Genomic DNA, 24,320 nt, shown 5'->3' on the forward strand with positions numbered 1-24,320 from the left:
CCGGGAGCGGGCGGCCGGCAGACTGTCCCCGTGTCCGTGTTCGGTGCCGTCACCCGCCGCCTGGGCCACCACCGCTGGTTCGCGGCGGTCGCCCGCCTGCTCGTCCCGGCCGACCGGGCCGTCGGGCGGCTCACCCGGGGGCGGGTGGTCGCCCTCGGCCTGGTCCCGTCCCTCATCCTCACCACGACCGGCCGCCGTTCGGGCCAGCCCCGCAGCACGCCGCTGCTCTACGTCCGCGACGAGGACGCGTACGTGGTGGTCGGCTCGAACTGGGGCCAGCCGCACCAGCCGGGCTGGTCGCTGAACCTGCTCGCCGACCCGGCCGCGGAGGTGACCGTCAGGGGCCGCCGCGTCCCGGTCCGGGCCGAGGTCGTCACCGGCCCCGAACGGGACCGGCTCTGGCAGCGCCTGGTCACCGAGTGGCCGGCGTACCGGACGTACGTGCGCCGGGCCGGCGACCGGGAGATCCGCGTCTTCCGGCTGGTCCCCGGCGGGCGCGGCGTGCCGGGTGCCGGCGACCGCCGCCGCTAGGGTGGTGCCCAGCGGGGCCACCGGCGCGCACGTCGCCGCCGGGGCGCCCGCGGTCAGCGGGGCGAGCGGCCCGGGCCGGCCGGCGACGCCCTGACCGGGCAGCGGACGCGCCGCGCGCGTCCACGAGGTCGCAGGGGGCGTCGGGCGTGAGCGTCGACAACGAGGACGTCGAGATCGACCGGCACCTCACCGATCCCCGGTGGACGGTCGCCGAACGCGTGGCGGAGGCGGCCCGGCGCCGGTTCCCGGCCGACGTGCTCGCGGTCGCCGTGCACGGGCCGTTGGCACACGGCGACGACGACGGCGGCGGGGACGGGGAGATCGGGATCCTCGTGGTGACGTACCGCCCGGGCACCGGCCCGGCGCCGGCCACCCGCCGGGTGGACGGGGTGCTGGTCGACCTCACCGTGGCCGGCGCCGAGGACCACCTCCGGCAGGCCCGCGTGATCAGTTCGCTCTGGCCGTTGACCGCCGACCGGTACGTCACGACCCGCCCGCTGCACGACCCGACCGGCTGGCTGCGGACCCTGCGCGACGAGCACCTCGGCCGTCTGGCCCGGGCCCGTCCGGCCGAGTTCAGCGCCGCCGCCCGCCAGGCGTGGTACCGGGGCCACGCGGCGCACGCCCGGGCCGCGCGGCTGGCCGAGTGGTACGAGACGGACCAGGCCCTGCTCATGCTGGGCGAGGCCCGGCTGGCCGCCGCGACCGTCAACGGCCTGCTCAGCCGCACCTACTTCCGGGACCCGGGGGACGCCGTGCGGCGTACCGGGCTGGCGGGCGCGGACATGACCGAGGTGGGCGCGGTGCTGGCCCGGCAGGCCGAGGATCTGGCCGCCCGGGGTCAGCCGGTCGACGGGACGGTCGACGACCTGCTCACCACGTGACGGCGCCTCAGCCGAGGCCGCCCTGGACGCCGATGAGGGCGCCCACCAGGTACGTGGCGGCGGCCGCCGCGGCGCCCAGCAGCAGCTGCCGCAGGCCGCTGGACCACCAGGGCCGGTTCGTGAACCGGGCGACCACCGCGCCGGCCGCGAACAGGCCCAGCCCGCCCACGCCGAGGGCGAGCCCGAGGCTGGTGAAGCCGAGCAGGTAGGTCACCAACGGCACGAACGCCCCGACAGAGAAGAAGAGGAACGACGAGATGGCCGCCGCCCACGGGCTCGGCTGGTCGTCCGGATCGACGCCCAGCTCCTCCCGGACGTGCACCCGCAGCGCCTCCTCCGGGTTGCGCCGCAGCGCCTGCGCCACCTGCATGGCGAGGTCCGGGGGCAGCCCACGGGCGACCCACGTGTCGGCCAGTTCCTGCGCCTCGGCCTCGGGGTGCCGCTCCAGCTCGCGCCGCTCCTTGGCCACCTCCGCGGCGACCTGCTCGTTGGCCGACCGGACGCTGGTGTACTCGCCGAGCCCCATCGAGATCGCGCCGGCGACCAGGCCGGCGGCGCCGGTGAGCACGATGCTGCGCGGCGACACCCCGCCGCCGCCGACGCCGGCGATCAGCGCGATGTTGGTGACCAGCCCGTCCATCGCCCCGAACACGGCCGGGCGGAGCCAGCCGCCCGAGACGTCCGCGTGGTGCGCCTCGCGCAGCGCCGCCGGGCTGTCGGTCACGGCAGGGTCAGGATCTCGTGGCCGTCCTCGGTCACGACGATCGTGTGCTCGAACTGGGCGGTCCACTTCCGGTCCTTGGTGACCACGGTCCAGCCGTCGTCCCACATGTCGTACTGGTAGGTGCCCAGGGTGATCATCGGCTCGATCGTGAACGTCATGCCCGGCTCCATGACCTCGGTGGGCCGGGGGCTGTCGTAGTGCGGCACGTAGAGCCCGCTGTGGAAGGCCTCGCCGATGCCGTGCCCGGTGAAGTCGCGCACGACGCCGTAGCCGAACCGCTTGGCGTACGACTCGATGACGCGGCCGATCACGTTGATCTGGCGCCCCGGGGCGACGGCGCGGATGCCCCGCATCATCGCCTCGTGGGTCCGCTCGACCAGCAGCCGGGCCTCCTCGCTCACCTCGCCCACGCAGAAGGTGGCGTTCGTGTCGCCGTGCACCCCGTCGAGGTACGCCGTGACGTCGACGTTGATGATGTCGCCGTCCTGCAGGACCGTCGAGTCCGGGATGCCGTGGCAGATGACCTCGTTGAGGCTCGTGCAGCAGGACTTCGGGAAGCCCTTGTAGCCCAGCGTCGACGGGTACGCCCCGTGGTCGCAGAGGAACTCGTGCACCACCTTGTCGATCTCGTCGGTGGTGACGCCCGGCTTGCAGTGCTCCCCGGCGAGCTGGGTCGCCTGCGCGGCGAGCCGGCTGGCCACGCGCATCTTCTCGATCGTCTCCGGGGTCTGCACGTGCGATCCGTGGAACTCCCGAGGGCCCTTCTTGCCCACGTACTCGGGACGCGGGATGTGAGCGGGAACCGCTCGCCACGGGGAGAGCGTGCCTGGGGTCAGCGGCGCACGGACGGTCATGGTCCAAGCCTATCGCCGCGACACGGACACGCCCGCGACGGTCCGCACGGGCGCCTGTTGCCCCGTCTGCCCCGTTGTGCCATGGTGGCGGGGTGGATCACGGGGTCGCGCCGCCCGTCTTCTCCGCCACGGCGGAGATCGACGGCGACGATCTTTTCGTCGTGGTGACCGGCGAGGTCGACATGGCCACCGCCGACACGATGTTCCAGACCGCGCTGCGCGAGCCCGCCGCGCGGGTGACGCTCGACCTGCGGGCGGTCACCTTCTTCGACTCGGCGGCGATCCACGCCCTGGTCCGGCTCGCCCAGCGCCTTCCCGACGCGCTCAGCGTCCTGCCGTCCCGGCAGGTCCGCCGCGTGCTGGACGTCTCCGGCCTGGGCGAGCAGCCCTGGCTGCGGCCGGAGTGACGGTCCCGCTCCCGGAGTGACGGTCCGGTCCCGCTCCCGGGGTGACCGTCCCGTCCCGCTCCCGCGGTGACCGTCCCGTCCCGCTCAGCCCCGCAGCCGCCGGCGCAGCGTCACCTGCGTGCCGTCCGGCGTACGGTCGACGGTCAGGTCCCCCAACGCCCGGATGAGGGACAACCCCCGGCCCCGGAACCCGGAGCCGGTCGGCTCCCGCCACCGCCCGCTGTCGCGGATCGTGGCGACCACCGTGCCGTCCTCGATCGCCACCTCGACGCCGATCGTCGGCTCGGCCGGGGCGACCGGGTGCTCGATCGCGTTGGCGGCCGCCTCCGAGATCGCCACCGTGAGGTCGAACAGGTCCGTCTCGCCGACGCCGTGGGCCACGAGGAAGTCCTCCAGGCGCTTGCGCAGCACGCTCAACCGGGTGGGGTCGGCCGGCAGCCGCAACGCGAACCGGTGGGGTTCGGTCGCCTCCAGCGCGAGCACCGCCACGTCGTCGCGTCGTGGCCGCCCGGCGACCCGGGCCACCACGGCGTCGATCAGGTCGGCCACGTGCTCCGTGGGCGCGGCCGCGTCCGCGCGCACCCGGGCCAGCGCCTCGTCGATGCCGACGTGCCGGTCCTCGATGAGCCCGTCGGTGTAGAGCAGCAGCCGGCCGCCGGTGGCCAGTCGACCCTCCACCGTGCGGTACGAGGCGCCGGGCAGGGCGCCGACCGGCGGTCCGAGGGCACGGTCGTGCAGGAGCACCACGTCACCACCGCGTACGAGCAGCGGCGACGGGTGGCCGGCGCTGGCGTAGCGCAGCCGCCCGGTGCCGGGGTGGTACAGCAGGCAGAGGACCGTGGCGAAGGATCGGCGCTCGGTGAGGGTGACCAGCCGGTTCAGCCGGGTCAGCGACTCGCCCGGGTCGAAGCCCTCCAGCAGGTACGCCCGCAGCGCGTTGCGCAGCTGCCCCATCGCGGCGGCCGCCTGCACCCCCTTGCCGACCACGTCACCGATGACCAGCACCAGCTCCCGGTCGTCGAGCACCATCGCGTCGTACCAGTCGCCGCCGACCTCGACGCCGGCGGTGCCCGGCAGGTACCGGCTGGCCACCACGGCGCCGGGCAGCTGGGGCAGCGACCGGGGAAGGAGGCTGTGCTGGAGGGTGGTGGCGGTGCGGTGTTCGGCCTCGTAGAGCTGGGCGTTCTCCAGCCGCGCGCCGACCAGCCGGGCCAGTTGGGTCAGCGCGGCCTCGTCGGTGTCCCCGCCGTCGCCGTCCCGCCGCCACACCCGCAGGTCACCCAGCGGCTCACCGCCGGTGCCGGTGAGCGCGAGCACGAACGACGGGTCGGCGCCGGCGCTGCCCCCGGCGTCCGCCTCGGCGCGCCCGCCGTCGGCGGTGACGACCACCCGGGCGGCCCCGACGAGTTCGAGCGCGTGCGAGGCGGCGACGCGGAGCACGTCGGCGGTGGAACGGGCCGTGTTGACGGCCACCGCCGCGTCGGCGAGCGCGCGGAGCCGGCGGATGATCTGTCCGCGTAGCTGCCCCAGCTCCACGTTGGCCCGCACGCGGGCGATCAGCTCCTGGCCGGAGAACGGCTTCGTGAGGTAGTCGTCGGCGCCGGCCGACAGGCCGGCCACCGCCTCGGCGGAGCCGGCTCGGGCGGAGAGCAGCACGATCGGCACGTGCCGCGTACGCGGGTCCGCGCGCAGCGCGCCGACCAGCCCGAAGCCGTCCAGTTCGGGCATCATCACGTCCGCGAGCACCAGGTCGAAGCTGCCCGCCACGGCCAGCCGCAGGGCCTCGGCGCCGTCGCCCGCGGTGACCACCTCCCAGCTCGGGGCGAGCAGCCGGGTGACGTGCTCCCGCAGATCGGCGTTGTCGTCGGCCACGAGGATCCGCCCGGCCGGCGCGGCGGGGCGGGCCGCGACCGAGACGGCCGCGCCCGTGCCGGTCCAGAGCGCGGTCTCCGCGACGTGGAGCAGCGCCTGCTCGGGCTCCGCGGGCTCCGGCCCGGCCTCGACCACCCGCTCGGGCGGCAGGTGGGTGCGACCGAACGGGACGGTCACGGTGAACGTGCTGCCCGCGTCGACCCGGCTGGTCACGGCGACCTCGCCCCCGTGCATCTCGACCAGCTCGCGGACCAGCGCCAGGCCGATCCCGGTGCCCTCGTGCGTACGGGCGCGCGCGCCCGGCACCCGGTGGAACCGCTCGAAGACGTGCGGCAGCTCCTCCGCGGCGATGCCCACCCCGGTGTCGGCCACCTCGAGCCGGGCGCCCTCGGGCACCGCCCGCACCCGGACCCGGATCTCGCCGTGGAGGGTGAACTTCACGGCATTCGACAGCAGGTTGAGGACGATCTTCTCCCACATGTCCCGGTCGACGTGGACGGGCGTCGGCAGCGGCGGGCAGTCGACCACCAGCCGCAGCCCGGCCCGTTCGGTCGCCGAGCGGAACGTGCTGGCCAGCCGCGCGGTGTAGTCGGCCAGGTCGGTGGGCTGGTACCGGGCGGCGAGCCGGCCGGACTCCAGCCGGGAGAAGTCCAGCACGGTGTTGACCAGCTTCAGCAGACGCAGCGCGTTGCGGTGCATCACGGCGAGCCGGTCGGTGTGGGCGGCCGGCAGGGCCGGGTCGGCGAGCAGATCCTCCAGCGGACCGAGCACCAGGGTGAGCGGGGTGCGGAACTCGTGGCTGACGTTGGCGAAGAAGTTGGTCTTGGCGCGGTCCAGGGCGGCCAGCTCGGCGGCGCGTGCGCGCTCCTGCTCGTACGCGCGCTGCTTGCCCACCGCGCGGGAGATCTCGGCCGCCACCAGGTCCAGGAAGCCGCGGTACTCCGCGGTCAGCGGCAGGAGGCGGGACACGCCCACGACGAGCGCGCCGACGGTCTGGTTCGCCGCCGTGACGGGCAGCACGAGCGCCCGGTCGGCCGCCGCGGCGGGCGGCGGGTCCAGCAGTTCCGCCACCGGGACGGTCACCGGCCCGCCGTCGTCGATCCGCGCGAGCGCGGCCGGGGGCGCGGCCGGGGCGGCCGGCGCCTCGCCGCTGCACCCGGCCAGGACGAACCGGTCCCCCTCGTCGCGCAGCCAGATCTGGGCGAACGGCACGTCGGCCCGGTGCCGGTCGAGCACCGCGGCGGCGGCACGGCCGAGTGCGGCGACGGTGCCCACGTCGGCGAGGTCGGCGGCGAGTTCGGCCAGCGCCCGCATGCGCCGCTCGCCGAGCACCCGCCCGGTGGTCTCGTTCACGATGCAGAAGACGCCGCCGACCGTGCCGTCCGCGTCGCGGATCGGGTCGTACGAGACGTCGAAGTACGTCTGCTCCAGGAAGCCGTGCCGTTCCAGCAGGAACGGGTGGTCCTCCGCCCGGTAGGAGCGGCCCGTGACGCGTACGCCGGACAGCAGCGGGGCGAGCACGCTCCAGGTCTCCGCCCAGTGCGTCCGGGCCGGCCGGCCGAGCGCGTCGGGGTGCTTGCCGCCGATCGTCGGCCGGTAGGCGTCGTTGTAGAAGGCCAGGTGCTCGTCACCCCAGAACATGACGATCTGCGCACTGGAGGCGAGCATCGTGCCGACCGCGGCCGTGAGCGCGGCCGGCCACTCCCGAGGGGGCCCCAGCGGGGTCGATGACCAGTCGAAGGTGGCCAGGAGGCGACCCATCTCGCCGCCGTTGGCGAAGGCCGCCGCCAGCGACCGCGGAAGGTGGTCGTCGGCGGCCGGTCGTCGTCCCGCGTCCGTGCCCCCCAGCGCCGAACTCATGCACCCTCCCGGACCGGCCCCGTCCCACCCGGCCGATGATCTCCGCCGTGCTCCGCCTTGTACCCCGGCGGGACCACCGCGTAACGCCTGGGACACCTCGTACGCTGTTGTCGTCTTCCCGACCGGGCGGATTCCCGCCGCGACGCGACCCGGCGGCGCCGCCGGCGTCAGAGCGGTGTGACGTACGCGCCGGTGATGCCGCCGTCCACCACGAACTGCGCGGCGGTCACGAAGGACGCGTCGTCGCTGGCCAGGAACGCCACCGCGGCGGCGATCTCCTCGGCCCGGCCGAACCGGCCCATGGGCACGTGCACCAGCCGGCGGGCGGCCCGTTCCGGGTCGGCGGCGAAGAGTTCGAGCAGCAGCGGCGTGGCGACCGGGCCCGGGCACAGCGCGTTCACCCGGATCCCCTCCCGGGCGAACTGCACCCCCAGTTCCCGGGTCATCGCCAGCACCCCGCCCTTGCTGGCCGTGTACGCGATCTGCGAGGTGGCCGCGCCCATCAGCGCCACGAACGAGGCGGTGTTGATGATGGAACCGCCGCCCTGCCGGCGCATGTGCGGGATCACGTGCTTGCAGCACAGGTAGACGCTCGTGGTGTTGACCCGCAGCACCCGCTCCCAGGCGTCCAGGCCGGTCTCCAGGATGGAGTCGTCGTCCGGCGGGGAGATCCCGGCGTTGTTGAACGCCACGTCCACGCGGCCGTGCCGCTCCACGACCCCGTCGAACAGCGCGCGTACGGCCGCCTCGTCGGCCACGTCGGCGACGACGGCCTCACCGCCCACCTCGGCGGCGGCCCGCTGCCCGGCCTCGGCGTCGATGTCCACGCACACCACCCGGGCCCCCTCGGCGGCGAACCGCCGCACGGTGGCCAGCCCGATCCCGCTGCCCGCCCCGGTGACCACGGCCACCCGGTCCCGCAACCGATCCACCTGCTCACTCCTCCGTGGCGATGAAGACGTTCTTGACGTCGGTGAAGGCGTGCAGCGCGTCGGGGCCCAGCTCGCGTCCGAGACCGGAGCGCTTCATGCCGCCGAACGGTGTCCAGTAGCGCACCGAGGAGTGCGAGTTGACGCTCAGGTTGCCCGCCTCGACGGCCCGGGCCACCCGCAGCGCCCGGCCGACGTCCCGGGTCCAGATCGAGCCGGACAGGCCGTACTCGGTGTCGTTGGCGAGCCGGACGGCGTCCGCCTCGTCGTCGAAAGGCAGCACCGACACGACCGGGCCGAAGATCTCCGCACGCCAGTGCCGGTCCGCCGGGGAGTCGGCGAGCAGCACGGTCGGGGGGTACCAGAAGCCGGGGCCGTCCGGCCGGGCGCCGGTGAAGGCCACCCTGGCGCCCTCGACGTGGCCCGCCACCCGGTCCCGGTGTGCCGCCGAGACGAGCGGGCCCATCTCGGCGGTCTCCCGCGCGGGGTCCTCGACCCGGACCGCACGCACCGCCGGTTCGAGCAGCTCCAGGAACCGGTCGTACGCGCTGCGCTGGACGAGGATCCGGGAGCGGGCGCAGCAGTCCTGGCCGGCGTTGTCGAAGACCGCGTACGGCGCGGTCGCGGCCGCCCTCGGCAGGTCGGCGTCGGCGAAGACCAGGTTGGCCGACTTGCCGCCCAGCTCCAGCGTCACCCGCTTCACCTGTGCGGCGCAGCCCGCCATGATCCGGGTGCCGACCGCCGTGGAGCCCGTGAAGCTGATCTTGCGTACGGCCGGGTGGGTGACGAGGCGCTCGCCCACCACCGGACCGGCGCCGGGGAGCACGGTGAACACGTCGTCGGGGAGGCCCGCCTCGCGACCCAGCTCGGCGAGGCGCAGCGCGGTGAGCGGGGTCAGCTCGGCCGGCTTGAGCACCACGGTGTTGCCGGCGGCGAGCGCCGGGGCGAGCGCCCAGGCGGCGATCGGCATGGGGAAGTTCCACGGCACGATGACCCCGACGACGCCGAGCGGTTCGTGCACGGTCACGTCGAGGCCGCCCGGCACCGGGATCTGCCGGCCCGCGAGCCGCTCCGGCGCGCCCGCGTAGTAGTCGAGCACGTCCCGGACGTTGCCGGCCTCCCACCGGGCGCCGCCGATCGGGTGGCCGCTGTTGCGCACCTCGATCCGCGCCAGCTCCTCCACGTGGGCGTCGACCACGGCGGCGAACCGGCGCAGCAGCCGCGCCCGCTCCCCCGGCGCCACCCACCGCCACCGCTCGTACGCCGCGGCGGCCCGCGCGACGGCCGCGTCCACCTGTTCCGGTGACGTGTCCGGAACCTCCGCGAACACCTCCCCGGTGGCCGGGTTCACCAGGCGCGTCACCCGCCCACCCCTCCCCGACCCCCGCGATCTTGCAGTTTCGGCCCCGACAAAAGCCACGTACCACCACGAAGAGCGGGCACAAAGTGCAAGATCGCGGGGGCGTCAGAGGCGTTCGAAGCCACGGAACAGCTCCCAGTCGGTGACCGCGGCGTCGAAGGCGGCGAGCTCGACCCGGGCGTGGTTGGCGTAGTGGGCCACGACCTCGGCGCCGAACGCCTCGGCGGCCACGGTCGAGGACTCCCAGAGGGCGAGGGCGTCGCGCAGGGTGCCCGGCACCCGCTCGGCGGCGGCGTCGTCGTACGCGTTGCCGGTGCACTCCTCCCCGGGCTCCAGCTCCTGCTCGATGCCGTGCACCGCCCCGGCGACCAGCGCGGCGATCGCCAGGTACGGGTTGACGTCCGCGCCCGGCACCCGGTTCTCCACCCGCACGTCCGGGCCGTGCCCGACGAGACGCAGCGCGCACGTGCGGTTGTCGGTGCCCCACCGCAGGGCGGTCGGCGCGAACGAGCCCGGTTGGTACCGCTTGTAGGAGTTGACGTTCGGCGCGAAGAACAGGCTGAACTCGCGCATCGTGGCGAGCAGCCCGGCCAGCACCTGCCGGCCGGTCACGCTCAGCCGCCCGGGCCCGTCCCCGAGCAGTGCCGGGTGGCCGTCCACGTCGCGCAGCGAGAAGTGGATGTGGCAGGAGTTCCCCTCGCGGGCGTTCGGCTTGGCCATGAAGGTGATCGACATGCCCTCCTGGGCGGCGATCTCCTTCGCCCCGTTCTTGTAGATGACGTGGTGGTCGGCGCAGGTGACCGCCTCGTCGTAGCGGAAGGCGATCTCGTGCTGGCCGAGGTTGCACTCCCCCTTCGCGCTCTCCGGGGACAGCCCGGCTCCCGCCATCTCGGTGCGGATGCGACGCAGCAGCGGCTCGACCCGGGCCGTCCCGAGCAGCGAGTAGTCCACGTTGTACTGGTTGGCCGGGGTCAGCTCCCGGTAGCCGCGCCGCCAGGCGTCCTCGTACGAGTCGCGGTAGACGACGAACTCCAGCTCGGTGCCGGCGTACGCGGTCAGCCCGTGCCCGGCCAGCCGGTCGAGCTGGTGGCGGAGGATCTGCCGGGGCGAGGCGACCACCGGACCGGCCCCGTCCAGCCACTCCAGGTCGGCCAGGAGCAGGGCGGTGCCCGGCTGCCACGGCACCCGGCGCAGCGTGGCGAGGTCGGGCCGCATGGCGAAGTCGCCGTAGCCGCGCTCCCAGCTCGACATCGCGTACCCGTCGACGGTGTTCATCTCGACGTCCACCGCGAGCAGGTAGTTGCACCCCTCGCTGCCGTGGCCGACCACGTGCTCCAGGAAGTACGGCGCGTGGAACCGTTTGCCCTGCAACCGGCCCTGCATGTCGACGAGCGCCAGCACCACGGTGTCGATCTCGCCGTCGGCCACGGCGACCCGCAGCCGTTCCAGCGTGAGCGGGGCTTTCCTCATCGGCGGCCCTCCATCCCCAAGTCCTACTGGCCGGACCCGATCACCGTCAATGCCCCGGGTGTGGCGAATTGTGGTTGCCGGTGCCCGACGGGCGGCGCATCCTTGTTCCCGTGACCTGGCCCGATCGCGACGGGCCACCGCCGGGCGCTCGGACCGCCCGGCCCGCGGCGGCGCGGCGTGGTCGCCTCTCTCTCACCCGTACGGCGCTCCCTGCCGTACCCGACATGCGCGCCGCGCCGCCGCACCCACACTTCCGTGCCGTCGTGCCGGGCTCACGTGAGCACCAGGCCGGCGACCCACAGCGCGGCGATCACCAGCCCGGCGAGGAACTCCAGCAGCATCGACAGGCCGGCCGCCGCCACCGCCCGTTTCGTGGCCGGCCAGGCGAGCCGGGCGTCGCCGAGCCGCAGCCGTTCGGCCGCCCACACCCCACCCACGAAGCCGAGCACCAGCCCGACCACGGGGACGACGAAGAACCCGACCAGGCCCAGCAGCCCGCCGGCGAGCAGGGACGACGTGGGCACCCCGCTGCGTTTCAGGTTCCGCCCCGGCCAGGCGTACTTCACCACCGTCCCGCCGAGGGCGACCAGGGTCGCGGTGGCGAGCACGAGCCACCGGCCGCCGCCCGCGCCGCCGAAGAGCGCCCAGACGAGCACCCCGCCCCAGCAGAGCGGCAGCGCCGGCAGGCCCGGCACGATCACGCCGGCCAGCCCGGCCAGGATCGCCAGTGCGGCGACCACCGAGACGACCGTCTCGCTGTCGGTCACGCTCATCGGCGCCGCCCCCCAATCCGCCCGGCCCACCGGGGATCCCGCCGACCCGTACCGGGCCGCCGGGCCGCCGGCGCGGTCACCGGTCGTTCCACCCTCGCATCAGGGCGCGGCGGGCGCACGCCCGCCGCGCCCGCTCACGCCGCCTCCGTACCGGCCAGGCGGGCGGCGATGGCGTCGGCCGGCACGGGCGCGCCGAACAACTGCCCCTGCCCGGTGTCGCAGCGCAGCGCCCGCAGCCGTTCGGCCTGCACGACCGTCTCCACGGCCTCGGCGGTCACCCACAGTTCCAGCGCGTGTGCCAGCCGGACCAGCGCGTCCACGATGCGCTCGTCCCGGTGGTCGGCCGCCGTCTCCGGGGCGTCGCCCCGGATGCCCTCCACGAACGGGCCGGCCAGCTTCAGGCAGTGGATCGGCAGCCGGCGCAGGTACGCGAGGTTCGAGTAGCCGGTGCCGAAGTCGTCGACGGCCAGCCGTACGCCGAGCGCCGCGAGCCGGCGCAGCGACCGCAGCGGCTCCCCGGCGGTGCCCATCACGGCGCTCTCGGTCAGCTCCAGCTGGAGCAGCCGGGCCGGGAGGCCGCTGTAGACCAACGCGTCCGAGACGGTCTCCACGATGGTCGGGTCCTCGACCTGCCGGGCGGCCAGGTTGACGCTCACCACCAGCCCCGCGTCCGGGAAGCGGCGCCGCCACTGCTCGGCGTCCTCGCAGGCCCGGCGCAGCACCCAGGCGCCGAGCTGCACGATCAGCCCGGTCTCCTCGGCGAGCCCGATGAACCGGTCCGGGCCGAGCAGGCCCAGCTCGGGGTGCTGCCACCGCACCAGCGCCTCGACGGCGAGCATCCGCCCGTCGAGCAGCGACACGATCGGCTGGTAGTGGAGCACGAACTCGCCCCGGTCCAGCGCCCCCGGCAGGTTCGCGGCCAGCGACGAGCGGGCGATGTCGCGGGCGCTGCGCTCCGGGTCGTAGACCGCCCACCGCCCGCGGCCCTCCGCCTTGGCCCAGTAGAGGGTGGTGTCCGCCGCCTTCATGAGCTCCGACGCGCTGGTCTCCAGGGCCGGGCACTCGACGACGCCCACGCTCGCCGAGACGGTCAGCTGCTGGTCGTCGACGTGCACCGGCGTGGCCACGGCGGCCAGCGCGGCCTCCGCCACGGCCACCGCGTCGTCGAGGCCGTCCCCGCCGTCGACGAGGATGACGAACTCGTCCCCGCCCATCCGCGCCACGAGGTGACCGTGGTCGGCCACGGAGTCGGCGAGCCGGCGGGCGATCACGACCAGCAGCCGGTCGCCGAGGTCGTGCCCGAGGCTGTCGTTGATCGCCTTGAACCCGTCGAGGTCGAGGAAGCAGACGCCGACGCGCCGGCCGGCGTCGGCGGTCTCGAGGACGCGTCCGAGCGTCTCGAAGAAGAGGGTCCGGTTGGGCAGCCCGGTGAGCGGGTCGTGCAACGCCTGGAACCGCAGCCGCTGCTGCAACGCGTACCGCTCGGTGATGTCCTCGATCATGGCGACGGTGAACCGCGGCCGGCCGTCGTCGTGCCGGATGAGGGAGACCGCCAGGTCCGTCCAGAGGCTCGTCCCGTCCTTGCGGTAGTAGCGCTTCTCCAGCCGCACCGAGTCGTGCTTGCCCTCGATGAGCTCCTGGTAGAGCTCCCACATCCCGGCGGCGTCGTCGGCGTGGAAGAGCGCGGCGACGTTGAGCTGGCGCAGCTCGTCCGCCGAGTACCCGAGCATGTCGGCGAACGACTGGTTCACGTCGATGATCCGGCCGCTCGTGTCGGCGATGCCGATGCCGATCGCCGCGCCCGTGAAGACCGCCCGGAACCGTGCCTCGCTGTCGCGCAGGGCCTGCTCCACCTCGTCGCGGGCCTGCCAGGCCGAACGGGCGATCCGCTCCTGCTGGGCGAAGGTGCGGTCGCGCAGCGCCCGGGTGAAGCCGGCGGCGAGGGCGCCCTGGAGACCGGCCACCCGGGCCCGCGCGTCCGCCGGCGCGGCCTCGCCCGGGACGACCCGGCCCACGAGGTCCTCCCCGAGGGCGCGCACCGACCACTCCAGCATGAGCGGCTCGGTCAGGTGCGCCTCGACCAGCGCCCGCCCGATCTCGGCGGCCGGCTGGGCGGAGAACGGGTCGGCGCGCAGCGCCGACGCCAGCCGCACGGTGTACGTGAGCAGCAGCCGCTCGGTCTCGGCCGCGCTGAGCGGCACGAAACCGAGGCGGCGTACCGCCCTGGCCCACCGCGCGGCGTACTCCTGCGCGCCGGCCGGGCTGACGTCGTCCCCCGTGGGATCCGGGACGCCGGCCACGGCGTCAGCCGGCGACGGGCCGGTCGTTGCGCGCGACGCCACCGAACGCCCCGAACCGCTCCGGGTGCTCGTCCACGTCGGACGGCGAGTCGGGACGCCAGAGCGGCATGTGCACCACACCCGGCTCGAGGATCGTCCAGTCGCCGAAGAAGCCGGCGATCTCGGCCCGGGACCGCAGGGTGATCTCGGTGTCGGTACGCGCCGACAGCCGCTGCGCGTCGAGCATCTCCTGCGGCTGGTCCTCGAAGGTGGAGTGCGAGATGACCAGGTAGCTGCCCGGGGCCGCGGCGGCCCGCAGGGTCGCCAGGATCTCGGCGGGGCGGTCCGCGTCCGGGACGAAGTGCACCACGCCGGCGAGGAGGATGCCGACCGGCCGGTCGAGGTCGAGCAGGCCGCGCGCCTCGGCGAGGATCCGCTCCGGCTCCCGCAGGTCGGCGTGGATCACGGTGGTCAGCTCGTTGCCGGCGAGCAGTTCGCGGCTGTGCGCGACCGCCACCGGGTCGATGTCCACGTAGACCACCCGCGCCTTCGGGTTGGCGCCCTGGGCCACCTCGTGCACGTTGCCCACCGTCGGGATGCCCGACCCGATGTCGAGGAACTGGTCGATGCCGGCGTCCAGCAGCGCCCGGACCGCCCGGCGCAGGAACTCGCGACCGGAGCGCATGGTGGCCGGCAGGTGCGGCGTCATGGCCGCGATCTGCTCGGCGAGCTGCCGGTCGATCTCGAAGTTGTGGGCGCCGCCCAGGAAGTAGTCGTACACCCGGGCGGCACTCGGGCGGGACAGGTCGATCTCGGTCGGAAGGCCGTCCGGCATCTGCAGACTCCCCAGTTCGTCGCGCGAGCGGGGCGGAGCCGGCGCCCGACGTCAGCGACGCACGCGCGAGGGGGCGCGTGCGGGCGTCCGGCGGCCCACCGGCCGACCCGCGGAGGGTGTGGTGCAGAACACTCTAGGCCGCGGACTCCATCAGGAGGGAGATCCCCTGTCCCACCCCGATGCACATCGTGGCCAGCGCCCGCCGGCCGCCGCGGCGGCGCAGCTCCAGCGCGGCGGTCAGCGCGAGCCGGGCGCCGCTGGCGCCGAGCGGGTGGCCCAGCGCGATGGCGCCGCCGTTCGGGTTGACGTGCTCGGCGTCCTCGGGCAGGCCCAGTTCGCGCAGCACGGCGACGGACTGGGCGGCGAACGCCTCGTTCAGCTCGACGACGTCCACGTCGCCGAGCGCGACGCCGAGCCGGTCGAGCAGCTTGCGCGTCGCCGGCACGGGCCCAACGCCCATGATGCGCGGCGGCACGCCGGCCGTCGCGGCTCCGCGGATCCGGGCCAGCGGGGTGAGACCGTACCGGGCGACCGCCGCCTCGGACGCGACGAGCAGGGCGACCGCGCCGTCGTTGACGCCCGAGGAGTTCCCGGCCGTCACCGTGCCGCCCTCCCGGAACGGGGTCGGCAGCGCCGCGAGCTTCTCCAGCGAGGTCTCCCGGGGGTGCTCGTCGACCTCGACCTGCCGGGTCTCCCGGCGACCGGCCGGCACGGTCACCGGCACGATCTCCTCGGCGAGCCGGCCGTCGGCCTGCGCCTTGGCCGCGCGCTGCTGCGAGCGGAGGGCGAACTCGTCCTGCGCGGCGCGGTCGACGCCGAACTCGGCCGCCACGTTCTCCGCCGTCTCCGGCATCGAGTCGATCCCCCACTGCTTCTTCATCAGCGGGTTGACCAGCCGCCAACCGATGGTGGTGTCGTGGATCTCCGCCGCCCGCGAGTACGCCGACGTGGCCTTCGGCATGACGAACGGGGCGCGGCTCATGCTCTCCACACCGCCGGCCACGACCAGCTCGGCCTCGCCGGCCACGATCGCGCGGGCCGCCGTGGCGAGCGCGTCCAGCCCCGAGCCGCACAGCCGGTTGATCGTGCTGCCGGGCACCTCCTCCGGCAGCCCGCCGAGCAGGGCGGCCATCCGCGCCACGTTGCGGTTGTCCTCGCCGGCCTGGTTGGCGCAGCCGAGGAGCACGTCGTCCACCCGGGCCCAGTCCACCGACGGGTGGCGGGCGACCAGCTCGCGGATCACGTGCGCGGCCAGGTCGTCGGGGCGGACGCCGGCCAGCGCGCCGCCGTACCGGCCGATCGGGGTACGGACACCGGCCACCAGGTATGCCACGGTCATCGCGAGTCCTTCGGGGGGTGGGAGAGGCGGACCTTCGGGGTGGGACACGCGGTCCCTCGGGGGTCGGGCACGCGGTCCGGGGTGGGACGGGCGGGACGCGAGCGCCCGCCGGGGGAGCGCGAGACACCCGGCAGCCAGGATATCCACCGGCCGGAACGGATAGGTTGACGGCATGGCCCGGGCCCAGTTCAGCGCAGAGACCAGTGCCACCGGCGAGTTCGTCCGCCAGCCCAACCGGTTCACCGGCCGGGTCACCCCGCACTCGACGTCCCCGCCCGGTGGCGGCCCCGACGAGCAGGGCCGCTGGCCGCTGGAGGCCGGCCGCTACCGGTTGATCTGGTGCCGGGCGTGCCCCTGGGCGCACCGGGCCCGGATCGTGCGGAGCCTGCTCGGCCTGGAGGACGTGATCTCGCTGGGCACCGTCGACCCCATCCGCGACGAACGGGGCTGGCGGTTCGCCCTCGACCCGGACGGGTTCGACCCCGTGCTCGGCATCGGCTTCCTCTCCGAGGCGTACCTCGCCACCGACCCGGACTACACGGGGCGGATCACGGTGCCGGCGCTGATCGACACGGTGACGGGGCAGGTGGTCACGAACGACTATCCCCAGCTCACCCTGGACTTCTCCACCGAGTGGCGGCGGTTCCACGCCCCGGACGCGCCGGACCTCTACCCGGTCGAGCTGCGCCCCGAGATGGACGCGCTGATGGCGGAGATCCACCGGGACGTCAACAACGGCGTCTACCGGTGCGGCTTCGCCACCTCCCAGCAGGCGTACGACGAGGCGTACCGGGCGCTGTTCGCCCGGCTGGACGCGCTGTCGGAGCGGCTCGCCGGGCAGCGGTACCTGATGGGCGAGAAGATCACCGAGGCGGACGTGCGGCTGTTCACCACGCTCGTCCGCTTCGACGTGGCCTACCACGGGCACTTCAAGTGCAACCGGCAGAAGCTCACCGAGATGCCGGTGCTCTGGGCGTACGCCCGGGACCTGTTCCAGACCCCCGGCTTCGGCGAGACGGTCGACTTCGACCACATCAAGCGGCACTACTACGCCACCCACCGGGAGATCAACCCGAGCGGGATCGTGCCGCTGGGCCCGGACACCTCCGGCTGGACCACGCCGCACGGGCGTGGCTGACCGGGCCCGACCCGAGCCGCCGCTCACGCTCCGTGCCGCCGCCGCGGCCGCGGCCGCCGGCTGCATCCTCGCCGGGGCGTCCGCGGTGACGGTCGCCGTGCTCGCCGGTCCCGGCCCGGGATTCACCGGGTACGTGAGCGAGGCCGGCATCACCGGCAGTGACCACGCGCCGACGTACCGGGTGGGGGTGTACGCCCTCGCCGCCGGGCTGCTCCTGCTCGCCGCGGCGCTGCCGCCGGTGCTGCGGGTGGCGGCCGCGCTGCTGGCCGCGGGCGGCCTCGGCACGGCGCTGTCCGGGGCGGTGACCTGCAGCACCGGCTGCCCGCTGCCGCCGTTCGAGCGGGCCACCGTGGCCGACCTGGTGCACGGCGGGGCGAGCATCGCGGCCACCGCGGCGGTGGTCCTCGCGATGGTGGCGGTGACGCTCGCACGGGACGCCGGAGCGCGGCTGCGGCGCCTGTCCGCCCTCGCCGCCGCGGTGGCGTTGCCGCTGTGCGCCGCGGTCGGGCTCGCGATGCTGCTGGTCGGCCGCGGGACGCTGGTCGGCGTGCTGGAGCGCGTGGTGCTCGCGATCGCGGTGCTCTGGGGGGTGGCCGCGGCCACGACCGTCGGCCTCGTCGACCGGCGGTAGGTGCCGGCGGGTGCCGTGCGGGGTGTCAGCCATCGACAGACATGTTTGTAAGGATCGTCACGCGCACCGCCCCTTCCGCACCGGACGTCCCCGGCGTATCGTCGTGCGGCGATGACCAACATCTGGTGCCTGACCGTCCGCCTGTACGTCGATCTGCGACTGCAGGCCAGCGGCGTCTGTCCGGGGCAGCCCGTCTCCTGACCCTGCCCGGACCCACCAGACCCTTGGACACATCCCCATGCCCACAGCCCTGCGCAAGATTCCCTTCTCCGTACAGATCCTGCTCGGCCTCGTGCTCGGCGTCGCCCTCGGCTTCCTGGCCCGCGCGAACGACCTGAGCTGGCTGACCAGCACCCTCGACACCGTGGGCGGCCTCTTCGTCCAGCTGCTGAAGCTGGCCGTGCCGCCGCTGGTCTTCACCGCCATCGTGGTCAGCGTCGTGAGCCTGCGCGGCGTGGCCAACGCCGCCCGGCTGGCGCTGAAGACGCTGCTCTGGTTCGGCATCACCGCCCTGGTCGCGGTGAGCGTCGGCATCGGCCTCGGCCTCCTCACCAACCCGGGCCGGGGCGTCACCCTCGACCTCGCGGGCGCCGCCGAGCCGAAGCGGACCGGCTCCTGGACGGACTTCCTCACCGGCATCGTGCCGACGAACCCGGTCGGCGCGTTCGTCGAGGGCAACGTGCTCCAGATCGTCTTCCTGGCCATCGTCGTCGGCGCCGCCGCGCTGCTCGTCGGCGAGAAGGCCGAGCCGTTCGTGACGCTCAACCGCTCCGTCCTGGAGATCGTCCAGAAGGCCCTGTGGTGGGTGATCCGGCTCGCCCCGATCGGCACGCTCGGCCTCATCGGCAACGCCGTCGCCTCGTACGGCTGGGACCTGCTCGCGCCGCTCGCCAAGTTCACCACGGCCGTCTACGTCGGCTGCGCGATCGTGCTGCTGGTGGTCTACCCGGTGGTGCTCCTGGCCGCCGGCCGGCTCAACCCGCTGCGCTTCTTCGCCGGCGCCTGGCCCGCCATCGAGCTGGCCTTCGTCTCCCGCTCCTCGGTGGGCACCATGCCGGTGACCCAGCGGGCCGTCGAGCGGCTCGGCGTGCCCCGCGAGTACGCCTCGTTCGCGGTGCCGTTCGGCGCGACCACGAAGATGGACGGCTGCGCCGCGATCTACCCGGCGCTCGCCGCGATCTTCGTGGCCCAGGTGTTCGGCGTGCACCTCGGGGTGACCGACTACCTGCTGATCGCGTTCGTGTCGGTGGTCGGCTCGGCCGCCACGGCGGGCCTGACCGGCGCGCTCGTGATGCTCACCCTGACCCTCAGCACGCTGGGCCTGCCGCTGGCCGGCGCCGGCCTGCTGCTGGCCATCGACCCGATCCTGGACATGATCCGCACCGCCACGAACGTGGCCGGACAGGCGCTGGTGCCGACCGTCGTGGCGGCCCGCGAGGGCACGCTCGACCGCACCGCGTACGACTCGGCCGGCCGGCGTGAGCTGATCGACCCGGAGCCGGCGGACGCCGCGACCCGGAAGGACGAGCTGGCGCCCGTCCCGGCCTGACCGAGACGCCGGGACCGGTCGACACCTGAGACCGACGGAGGGCCCCCATCCGGGGCCCTCCGTCGTGTGCACCGAGAGGATGACGCCATGAGCACGCTCTTCTCCCCGCTCGCCCTGCGGGCGGTCACCCTGCCCAACCGCATCGCCATGTCGCCCATGTGCCAGTACACGGCCGGCCCCGACGGCCTGCCCACCGACTGGCACCTCGTGCACCTCGGCGCCCGCGCCGTCGGCGGCGTCGGCCTGGTGCTCAGCGAGGCGACCGCCGTGCTGCCGGAGGGGCGGATCAGCCCGCAGGACACCGGGATCTGGTCCGGCGCGCACGTGGACGCCTGGCGCCCGGTGACCGCGTTCCTCGCCGCCCACGGTGCGGTGCCGGCCGTGCAGCTCGCGCACGCCGGGTTCAAGGCCTCGACGTACCGTCCGTGGGCGGACGCGCAGGGCGGGGTGCCCGACGGCGAGGGCGGCTGGACCCCGGTCGGCCCGGGCACGGAGCCGTTCGCCCCGCACTACCGGACGCCGACCGCCCTCGACGCGGCCGGCATCGCGGCGGTGGTCGACGCGTTCGCGGCCGCCGCCACCCGGGCGCTGGACGCCGGATTCGCCGCCGTGGAGATCCACGCGGCGCACGGGTACCTGCTGCACGAGTTCCTGTCCCCGCTGACCAACCACCGCACCGACGCGTACGGCGGCGACCGTGCCGGGCGGATGCGGCTCACGCTGGAGGTGGCCCGGGCGGTACGCGCCGCGGTCGGCGAGGACGTGCCGGTGCTCGCCCGGATCTCCTCCACCGACTGGGTCGACGGCGGCTGGACGGTGGACGACAGCGTGGCGCTCGCCGCCGAGCTGGCCGCCGCCGGCGTGGACCTGGTGGACACCTCCTCCGGCGGCATCAGCCCCGCGGCCCGCATCCCGCTCGGCCCGGGCTACCAGGTGCCCGCGGCCGCCCGCATCCGCCGGGAGGCGGGGGTCGCCACCGGCGCCGTCGGCCTCATCGTGGAGCCCGAGCACGCCGAACGGATCGTCGCCGACGGCGAGGCCGACCTGGTGCTGCTCGGCCGCGAACTGCTGCGCGACCCGTACTGGCCGCTCCACGCGGCCGCGAAGCTCGGCGTCACCCCCACCTGGCCCAGCCAGTACCTCCGCGCCGCCTGACCCCGCCCCTCCCCCGCCAACCCCCGACCCCCGACCCCCGCCCGCCCCGCCCGCCCGCCGGCTACTCGGTCGATCATGAGGTTGGCGACGGCGAATCGGGCATTCCGCCCCGCTAACCTCATGATCGACGCCGTAGTCCCGGGGGCGGGGGGCCGGGACGCGGGGGTCGGGGGCGGGGCGCGCGGTGGGGGTCAGCCGGCCAGGTGGGGGTCAGCCGGCCAGGTGGCCCCAGTCGGGTTCCAGGTCGCGCCAGCGGCCCTGGGCGGCGACCGTGCCGCCCACCAGCACCACCACGTGGTCGGCGCGGACCAGCGCCGCCCGCTTGGAGGTGGAGCCGACCACCGTGACCCCGTGCTCCCGCAGCGCCGCCCACAACGCCAGCTCGGTCGTGACGTCCAGCGCGGACGACACGTCGTCGGCGACCAGCAGCTCGGTGCGGGGCGCGAGCGCCCGGGCCAGCGCCAGCCGCTGCAACTGCCCGCCGGACAGGCGGGTGTCCTTGTGCCCGATGAGCAGCCCCAGCCCGCCGCCGGCGGCCGCCAGGTCGTGCTCCAGCTGGGCGGTGGAGACGGCCGCCGCCGCGTCGACGTCGTGGCCGAGAGCGATGTTCTCCGCCACCGTCCCCGACAGCACCCGGGGCAACTGCCCCACGTACCCGACCTGGTTCGGGCGCAGGAACAGCTCCGGCTCGGTCACCGGTTCCCCGTTCCAGCGGAGTTCCCCGGTGTGGTGCACGATCCCGGCGAGCGCACGCAGCAGCGACGACTTGCCCGAACCGACCGGACCGACGACCAGCACCAGCTGCCCGCGCTCGACCGTGAGGTCCACGTCCCGGGCGGCCAGCGTCCCGTCCGAGTGCAGCGCCCCGAAGCCGGCCAGGTCGAGCCGGCGCAGCGGTCGTCGCGGCGGCGGCTGCGGCGCGGGCGCGGTCCCGGCGGCCAGGTCCACGCCGGGCACCGCCGCCGAGTAGGCCGCCGTACCGCTCATCGCCACCGTCCGGCGGGTCCAGACCCGGGCGGACGGGTAGTGGGAGACCAGCGAGGCCGTGGTCCAGGCGAACCAGCGGGCCGCGCCGAGGGTGGAGACCGCCACCAGCGTGGCGCCGGCGGAGAGCCCTCCGGCCAGGTAGAGCGCCCACGCGCCGATCGGCAGCAGGCCGCTCGCCACGGACGGGGTCGACCGCGCCCACACCTGCATGGCGATCTCGCGGCGCTGCCGTTCGCTGCGGACGGTGTCCAGCGTCGCGAGGTGCGCGAGCACCGGCGCGGTCGCCCCGGCGAGCTTCACCGTACGGGCGGCGGACAGCGAGGAGACGAGCGCCGTGGCGAACGCGGCCCGGGCCTTCACGGTGCCGGCCGCGGTGCGTTCCAGCCGGGGCCCGAACAGCGTCGCCGCGAGCCCGGAGACCACCATCGTCCCGAGGAAGAACAGCGCCGGCACCACGCTTCCGGTCACCGCCGTCATGGTGACCACGATCGCCAGGGAGATGAACTGGTCGACGAGGTTGTCGGCGAGCTGCACCACCCGCTCGGTATCGCCGCCCTGGGCGACCACCTCGGCGGGGGTGTGCCCGCTGACCCGGCGCGGGCCGGTCTGCCCGTGCACCAGCCGCAGGCTGATCCGCAGCATCTGGCGGATCCACCACTGCGGGAACCACAGGTTCGTGAGGTAGGGCAACGGCAGCACGACGAGCAGCGCCGCGGCGATCCCGAGCGCCGGGAGCCACGGGTCGCCCCCGTCCACCACGTCCGCCCAGAGCCACGGCAGCACCGAGCCGTCGAGGCCGAGCAGCGTCATCACGACGAACAGCGCGACGGAGACCAGGCCGAACCGCGGATCGTTGACGGCCAGCCGCAGGATCTCCCGCATGGTCCGCGCGGGCGGGGCCGGGGGCAGCGGCGGCGGGTCCGTCTTCGGTACGGCCACCGCCGGCTCGGCCGCCGCCGGCTCGGTCGCCGCCGACTCCGTGGCCGCCGGCTCGGCGAGGTCCCACTCGCGGCCCGGTCCCGGCAGCAGGTCCAGCCCGCCCCGCGCGGGGGCCACGCTGCCCGCACCGGCGTACGCGCCCGCGGTGGCGAGCAGTTCCGCGAAGCGCTCGGACTCGCGCAGCGGGCCGGCCTCCAGCACCTCGCCGTCGGCGAGCACCACCACCTCGTCGCAGCGGCGCACCGACGAGAGCCGGTGCGCGATGACGATGCCGATCCGGTCGGTGAGCAGCCGCTCGGTGGCCTGCCGTACGCGGACCTCGGTGACCGGGTCGAGCCGGGCGGTGGCCTCGTCGAGGATCACCACGCGGGGGTCGCGGACGAGGATCCGGGCGAACGCCACCAGCTGCTCCTGGCCGGCGGAGAGCACGTGCCCGCCCTCCCCGAGCCGGGTGTGCACACCGTCGGGCAGCTCGGCGATCCAGCCCGCGAGCCCCAGTTCCTCCAGTGCCCGGGTGGCGCCGTCGAGCAGGTCGGGGTCGAAGAGCGCCACGTTCTCGGCCAGCGTCCCGGCGAGGATCTCCGTCCGCTGCGGCACCACCGCGATCCAGCGGCGCAACTCCTCGACGTCCAGGTCGACGAGGTCCGTGTCGCCGAGGAAGACCGTGCCCCGGGGCACGTCGACCGCCCGCGTGAGCACCTTGGCCAGCGTCGACTTGCCCGAGCCGGTGCGGCCCACCAGCGCGTACGACCGGCCGCGCGCGAAGGTCAGCCGGATGTCCCGCAGCGCCGGGCCCCGGTCGTCGCTGGACGGGTAGCGGAAGGTCAGCCCCCGTACGGTCAGGTCACCGTCGGCGGGGGCGGCGCCGCCGGTCGGCTCCTGCGTGGCGCTGGAGAGCAGTTGCACCCGCGCCCACGCGCCGAGCGCGTACTGCAGGTGCGGCACCCAGCGGGCCATGTGCTCGACCGTCGCCCCGAAGGCGATCGCGAGCAGCCAGATGGCCGTCAGCCGGGCCCCGTCGATCCGGCCGCTGGCCAGCGCCCACGCACCCGCGAGCACCACGGCGGCGATGCCGGCGCGGATGGCGCCCGCGGCGACGGCGGTGACCCGGGCCGACATCCGGAACACCCGACCGGCGCGGGCGATCACCTCGGCGGCCCGGCGGGCGTAGAGGCGCAGCACGTACGGCCGGGCCAGGCTGGTGCGGACGTCGTCCTGGCCGTGGACCGCCTCCTCCATGACGGCGGCGAGGTCCGACCAGGCCTCCTCCTCGGCCATCCGGGCGGGGGCGATCGCCGCGGTGGGCCGGCGCAGCACGACGGTCAGCAGCGCGGTCACCACGACCATCCCGACGCCGGCGGGCCACCAGACGAACAGGGCGCTCACGGTCGCGAGCAGGCACACGGCCACGCCCTGCACCAGGCGGACGCCGGTGTTCCGCACCTCGGCGGCGACCTGGTAGACGTCGTTGTCGATGCGGTCGAGCAGCTCGCCGACCGGGGTGGTCTCCAGCGTGGGCAGGTCCTGCCCGAGCGCCACCCGGCAGAGCCGGCGCCGCACGTCGGCGGACCAGTCGGCGGTCAGGCCGGCCATCAGCAGCCCCACCGCCAGGTCGGTGACGACCGCGGCGACCAGCGCCACGGCGAGGGCCGTGAACCAGCCGGCCGACCGGTGGACGAGCACCGGCCCGGCGAGCGCGGAGGCGGCCGCCTGACCGGCGGCGCCGAGCACGACGAGCACGAGGACCGCCGCCATCCGGCGGGGTGCGGTCGCCCAGAGGTCACGGAGCAGGCGCATGGACAGT

The 24,320-nt window shown here is 75.0% G+C and carries 18 protein-coding genes; 7 read left to right on the forward strand and 11 right to left on the reverse strand.

Going from position 1 to position 24,320, the window contains the following annotated elements; translation table 11 throughout:
- Positions 1–30: 30 nt before the first annotated feature.
- Together OG994_RS17530 and OG994_RS17535 are read left to right on the forward strand one after the other, a co-directional pair.
- The gene (locus OG994_RS17530; RefSeq protein WP_328850350.1) at positions 31–531 is read left to right on the forward strand and encodes a nitroreductase/quinone reductase family protein; all 501 of its coding nucleotides are present in this window, start codon (positions 31–33) and stop codon (positions 529–531) included.
- 146 nt (positions 532–677) lie between these two features.
- Complete coding sequence (locus tag OG994_RS17535; RefSeq protein WP_328850351.1) at positions 678–1,415, forward strand: nucleotidyltransferase domain-containing protein; 738 nt, start codon at positions 678–680, stop codon at positions 1,413–1,415.
- A 7-nt stretch (positions 1,416–1,422) separates the two neighbouring features.
- Here OG994_RS17535 and OG994_RS17540 read toward each other — a convergent pair whose 3' ends face one another.
- A complete protein-coding gene (locus OG994_RS17540) occupies positions 1,423–2,139 on the reverse strand; it encodes a VIT1/CCC1 transporter family protein (protein ID WP_120328445.1) in 717 nt (238 codons plus the stop codon).
- Entirely contained in the window at positions 2,136–2,993 is an 858-nt protein-coding gene (gene map / locus OG994_RS17545) for a type I methionyl aminopeptidase (RefSeq protein WP_120328446.1), read from the reverse strand. The genes OG994_RS17540 and map overlap by 4 nt, the downstream gene beginning before the upstream one ends.
- 92 nt (positions 2,994–3,085) lie before the next feature.
- On the opposite strand from map, the gene OG994_RS17550 reads away from it, so the two are divergent.
- On the forward strand, positions 3,086–3,400 hold the full coding sequence (locus OG994_RS17550; RefSeq protein WP_328850352.1) for an STAS domain-containing protein: 315 nt from the start codon (positions 3,086–3,088) through the stop codon (positions 3,398–3,400).
- An 84-nt stretch (positions 3,401–3,484) separates the two neighbouring features.
- On the opposite strand, the gene OG994_RS17555 is transcribed toward OG994_RS17550, so the two are convergent.
- From OG994_RS17555 to pcaF, 8 genes are all read right to left on the reverse strand, one after another.
- Positions 3,485–7,132: a SpoIIE family protein phosphatase gene (locus OG994_RS17555; protein WP_328850353.1), complete on the reverse strand. Its 3,648-nt coding sequence runs from the start codon at positions 7,130–7,132 to the stop codon at positions 3,485–3,487.
- A 167-nt stretch (positions 7,133–7,299) separates the two neighbouring features.
- On the reverse strand, positions 7,300–8,064 hold the full coding sequence (locus OG994_RS17560) for a 3-oxoacyl-ACP reductase (RefSeq protein ID WP_328850354.1): 765 nt from the start codon (positions 8,062–8,064) through the stop codon (positions 7,300–7,302).
- Positions 8,065–8,068: 4 nt separating this feature from the next.
- The gene (locus OG994_RS17565) at positions 8,069–9,424 is read right to left on the reverse strand and encodes an aldehyde dehydrogenase family protein (protein WP_407942537.1); all 1,356 of its coding nucleotides are present in this window, start codon (positions 9,422–9,424) and stop codon (positions 8,069–8,071) included.
- A gap of 102 nt (positions 9,425–9,526) precedes the next feature.
- Complete coding sequence (locus OG994_RS17570) at positions 9,527–10,891, reverse strand: glutamine synthetase family protein (RefSeq protein ID WP_328850355.1); 1,365 nt, start codon at positions 10,889–10,891, stop codon at positions 9,527–9,529.
- Between the two features lie 272 nt (positions 10,892–11,163).
- Complete coding sequence (locus OG994_RS17575; RefSeq protein WP_328850356.1) at positions 11,164–11,664, reverse strand: DUF456 domain-containing protein; 501 nt, start codon at positions 11,662–11,664, stop codon at positions 11,164–11,166.
- A 134-nt stretch (positions 11,665–11,798) separates the two neighbouring features.
- On the reverse strand, positions 11,799–13,964 hold the full coding sequence (locus OG994_RS17580; RefSeq protein ID WP_328850357.1) for a putative bifunctional diguanylate cyclase/phosphodiesterase: 2,166 nt from the start codon (positions 13,962–13,964) through the stop codon (positions 11,799–11,801).
- A 4-nt stretch (positions 13,965–13,968) separates the two neighbouring features.
- Positions 13,969–14,784 (reverse strand): SAM-dependent methyltransferase, encoded by an 816-nt coding sequence (locus OG994_RS17585; RefSeq protein WP_328853741.1) that lies wholly within the window; start codon positions 14,782–14,784, stop codon positions 13,969–13,971.
- A gap of 127 nt (positions 14,785–14,911) precedes the next feature.
- On the reverse strand, positions 14,912–16,117 hold the full coding sequence (gene pcaF / locus OG994_RS17590) for a 3-oxoadipyl-CoA thiolase (RefSeq protein WP_120328455.1): 1,206 nt from the start codon (positions 16,115–16,117) through the stop codon (positions 14,912–14,914).
- 172 nt (positions 16,118–16,289) lie between these two features.
- Between pcaF and OG994_RS17595 the strand changes: the two genes are divergently transcribed.
- The 4 genes from OG994_RS17595 to OG994_RS17610 all read left to right on the forward strand — a co-directional run bounded on the left by OG994_RS17595 (position 16,290) and on the right by OG994_RS17610 (position 20,590).
- Positions 16,290–17,255 (forward strand): glutathione S-transferase family protein, encoded by a 966-nt coding sequence (locus OG994_RS17595; protein ID WP_328850358.1) that lies wholly within the window; start codon positions 16,290–16,292, stop codon positions 17,253–17,255.
- Complete coding sequence (locus OG994_RS17600) at positions 17,248–17,886, forward strand: DUF998 domain-containing protein (protein ID WP_328850359.1); 639 nt, start codon at positions 17,248–17,250, stop codon at positions 17,884–17,886. Before OG994_RS17595 ends, OG994_RS17600 begins: the two co-directional genes overlap by 8 nt.
- 250 nt (positions 17,887–18,136) lie before the next feature.
- Positions 18,137–19,435, forward strand: coding sequence for a dicarboxylate/amino acid:cation symporter (locus tag OG994_RS17605; RefSeq protein ID WP_192902133.1), 1,299 nt, complete (start codon positions 18,137–18,139; stop codon positions 19,433–19,435).
- 87 nt (positions 19,436–19,522) lie between these two features.
- Entirely contained in the window at positions 19,523–20,590 is a 1,068-nt protein-coding gene (locus tag OG994_RS17610; RefSeq protein ID WP_328850360.1) for an NADH:flavin oxidoreductase/NADH oxidase, read from the forward strand.
- A gap of 210 nt (positions 20,591–20,800) precedes the next feature.
- Here OG994_RS17610 and OG994_RS17615 read toward each other — a convergent pair whose 3' ends face one another.
- On the reverse strand, positions 20,801–24,313 hold the full coding sequence (locus OG994_RS17615; RefSeq protein ID WP_328850361.1) for an ABC transporter ATP-binding protein: 3,513 nt from the start codon (positions 24,311–24,313) through the stop codon (positions 20,801–20,803).
- Positions 24,314–24,320: the final 7 nt, after the last annotated feature.

Source organism: Micromonospora globbae (assembly GCF_036184225.1).
Taxonomy (GTDB): domain Bacteria; phylum Actinomycetota; class Actinomycetes; order Mycobacteriales; family Micromonosporaceae; genus Micromonospora; species Micromonospora globbae.

What these genes read in the sequence shown, in the direction of transcription:
- map (WP_120328446.1), bottom strand. Translation starts at nt 2,993, where the DNA reads ATGACCGTCCGTGCGCCGCTGACCCCAGGCACGCTCTCCCCGTGGCGA.
- OG994_RS17555 (WP_328850353.1), bottom strand. Translation starts at nt 7,132, where the DNA reads ATGAGTTCGGCGCTGGGGGGCACGGACGCGGGACGACGACCGGCCGCC.
- OG994_RS17570 (WP_328850355.1), bottom strand. Translation starts at nt 10,891, where the DNA reads ATGAGGAAAGCCCCGCTCACGCTGGAACGGCTGCGGGTCGCCGTGGCC.
- OG994_RS17575 (WP_328850356.1), bottom strand. Translation starts at nt 11,664, where the DNA reads ATGAGCGTGACCGACAGCGAGACGGTCGTCTCGGTGGTCGCCGCACTG.
- pcaF (WP_120328455.1), bottom strand. Translation starts at nt 16,117, where the DNA reads ATGACCGTGGCATACCTGGTGGCCGGTGTCCGTACCCCGATCGGCCGG.
- OG994_RS17595 (WP_328850358.1), top strand. Translation starts at nt 16,290, where the DNA reads ATGGCCCGGGCCCAGTTCAGCGCAGAGACCAGTGCCACCGGCGAGTTC.
- OG994_RS17610 (WP_328850360.1), top strand. Translation starts at nt 19,523, where the DNA reads ATGAGCACGCTCTTCTCCCCGCTCGCCCTGCGGGCGGTCACCCTGCCC.
- OG994_RS17615 (WP_328850361.1), bottom strand. Translation starts at nt 24,313, where the DNA reads ATGCGCCTGCTCCGTGACCTCTGGGCGACCGCACCCCGCCGGATGGCG.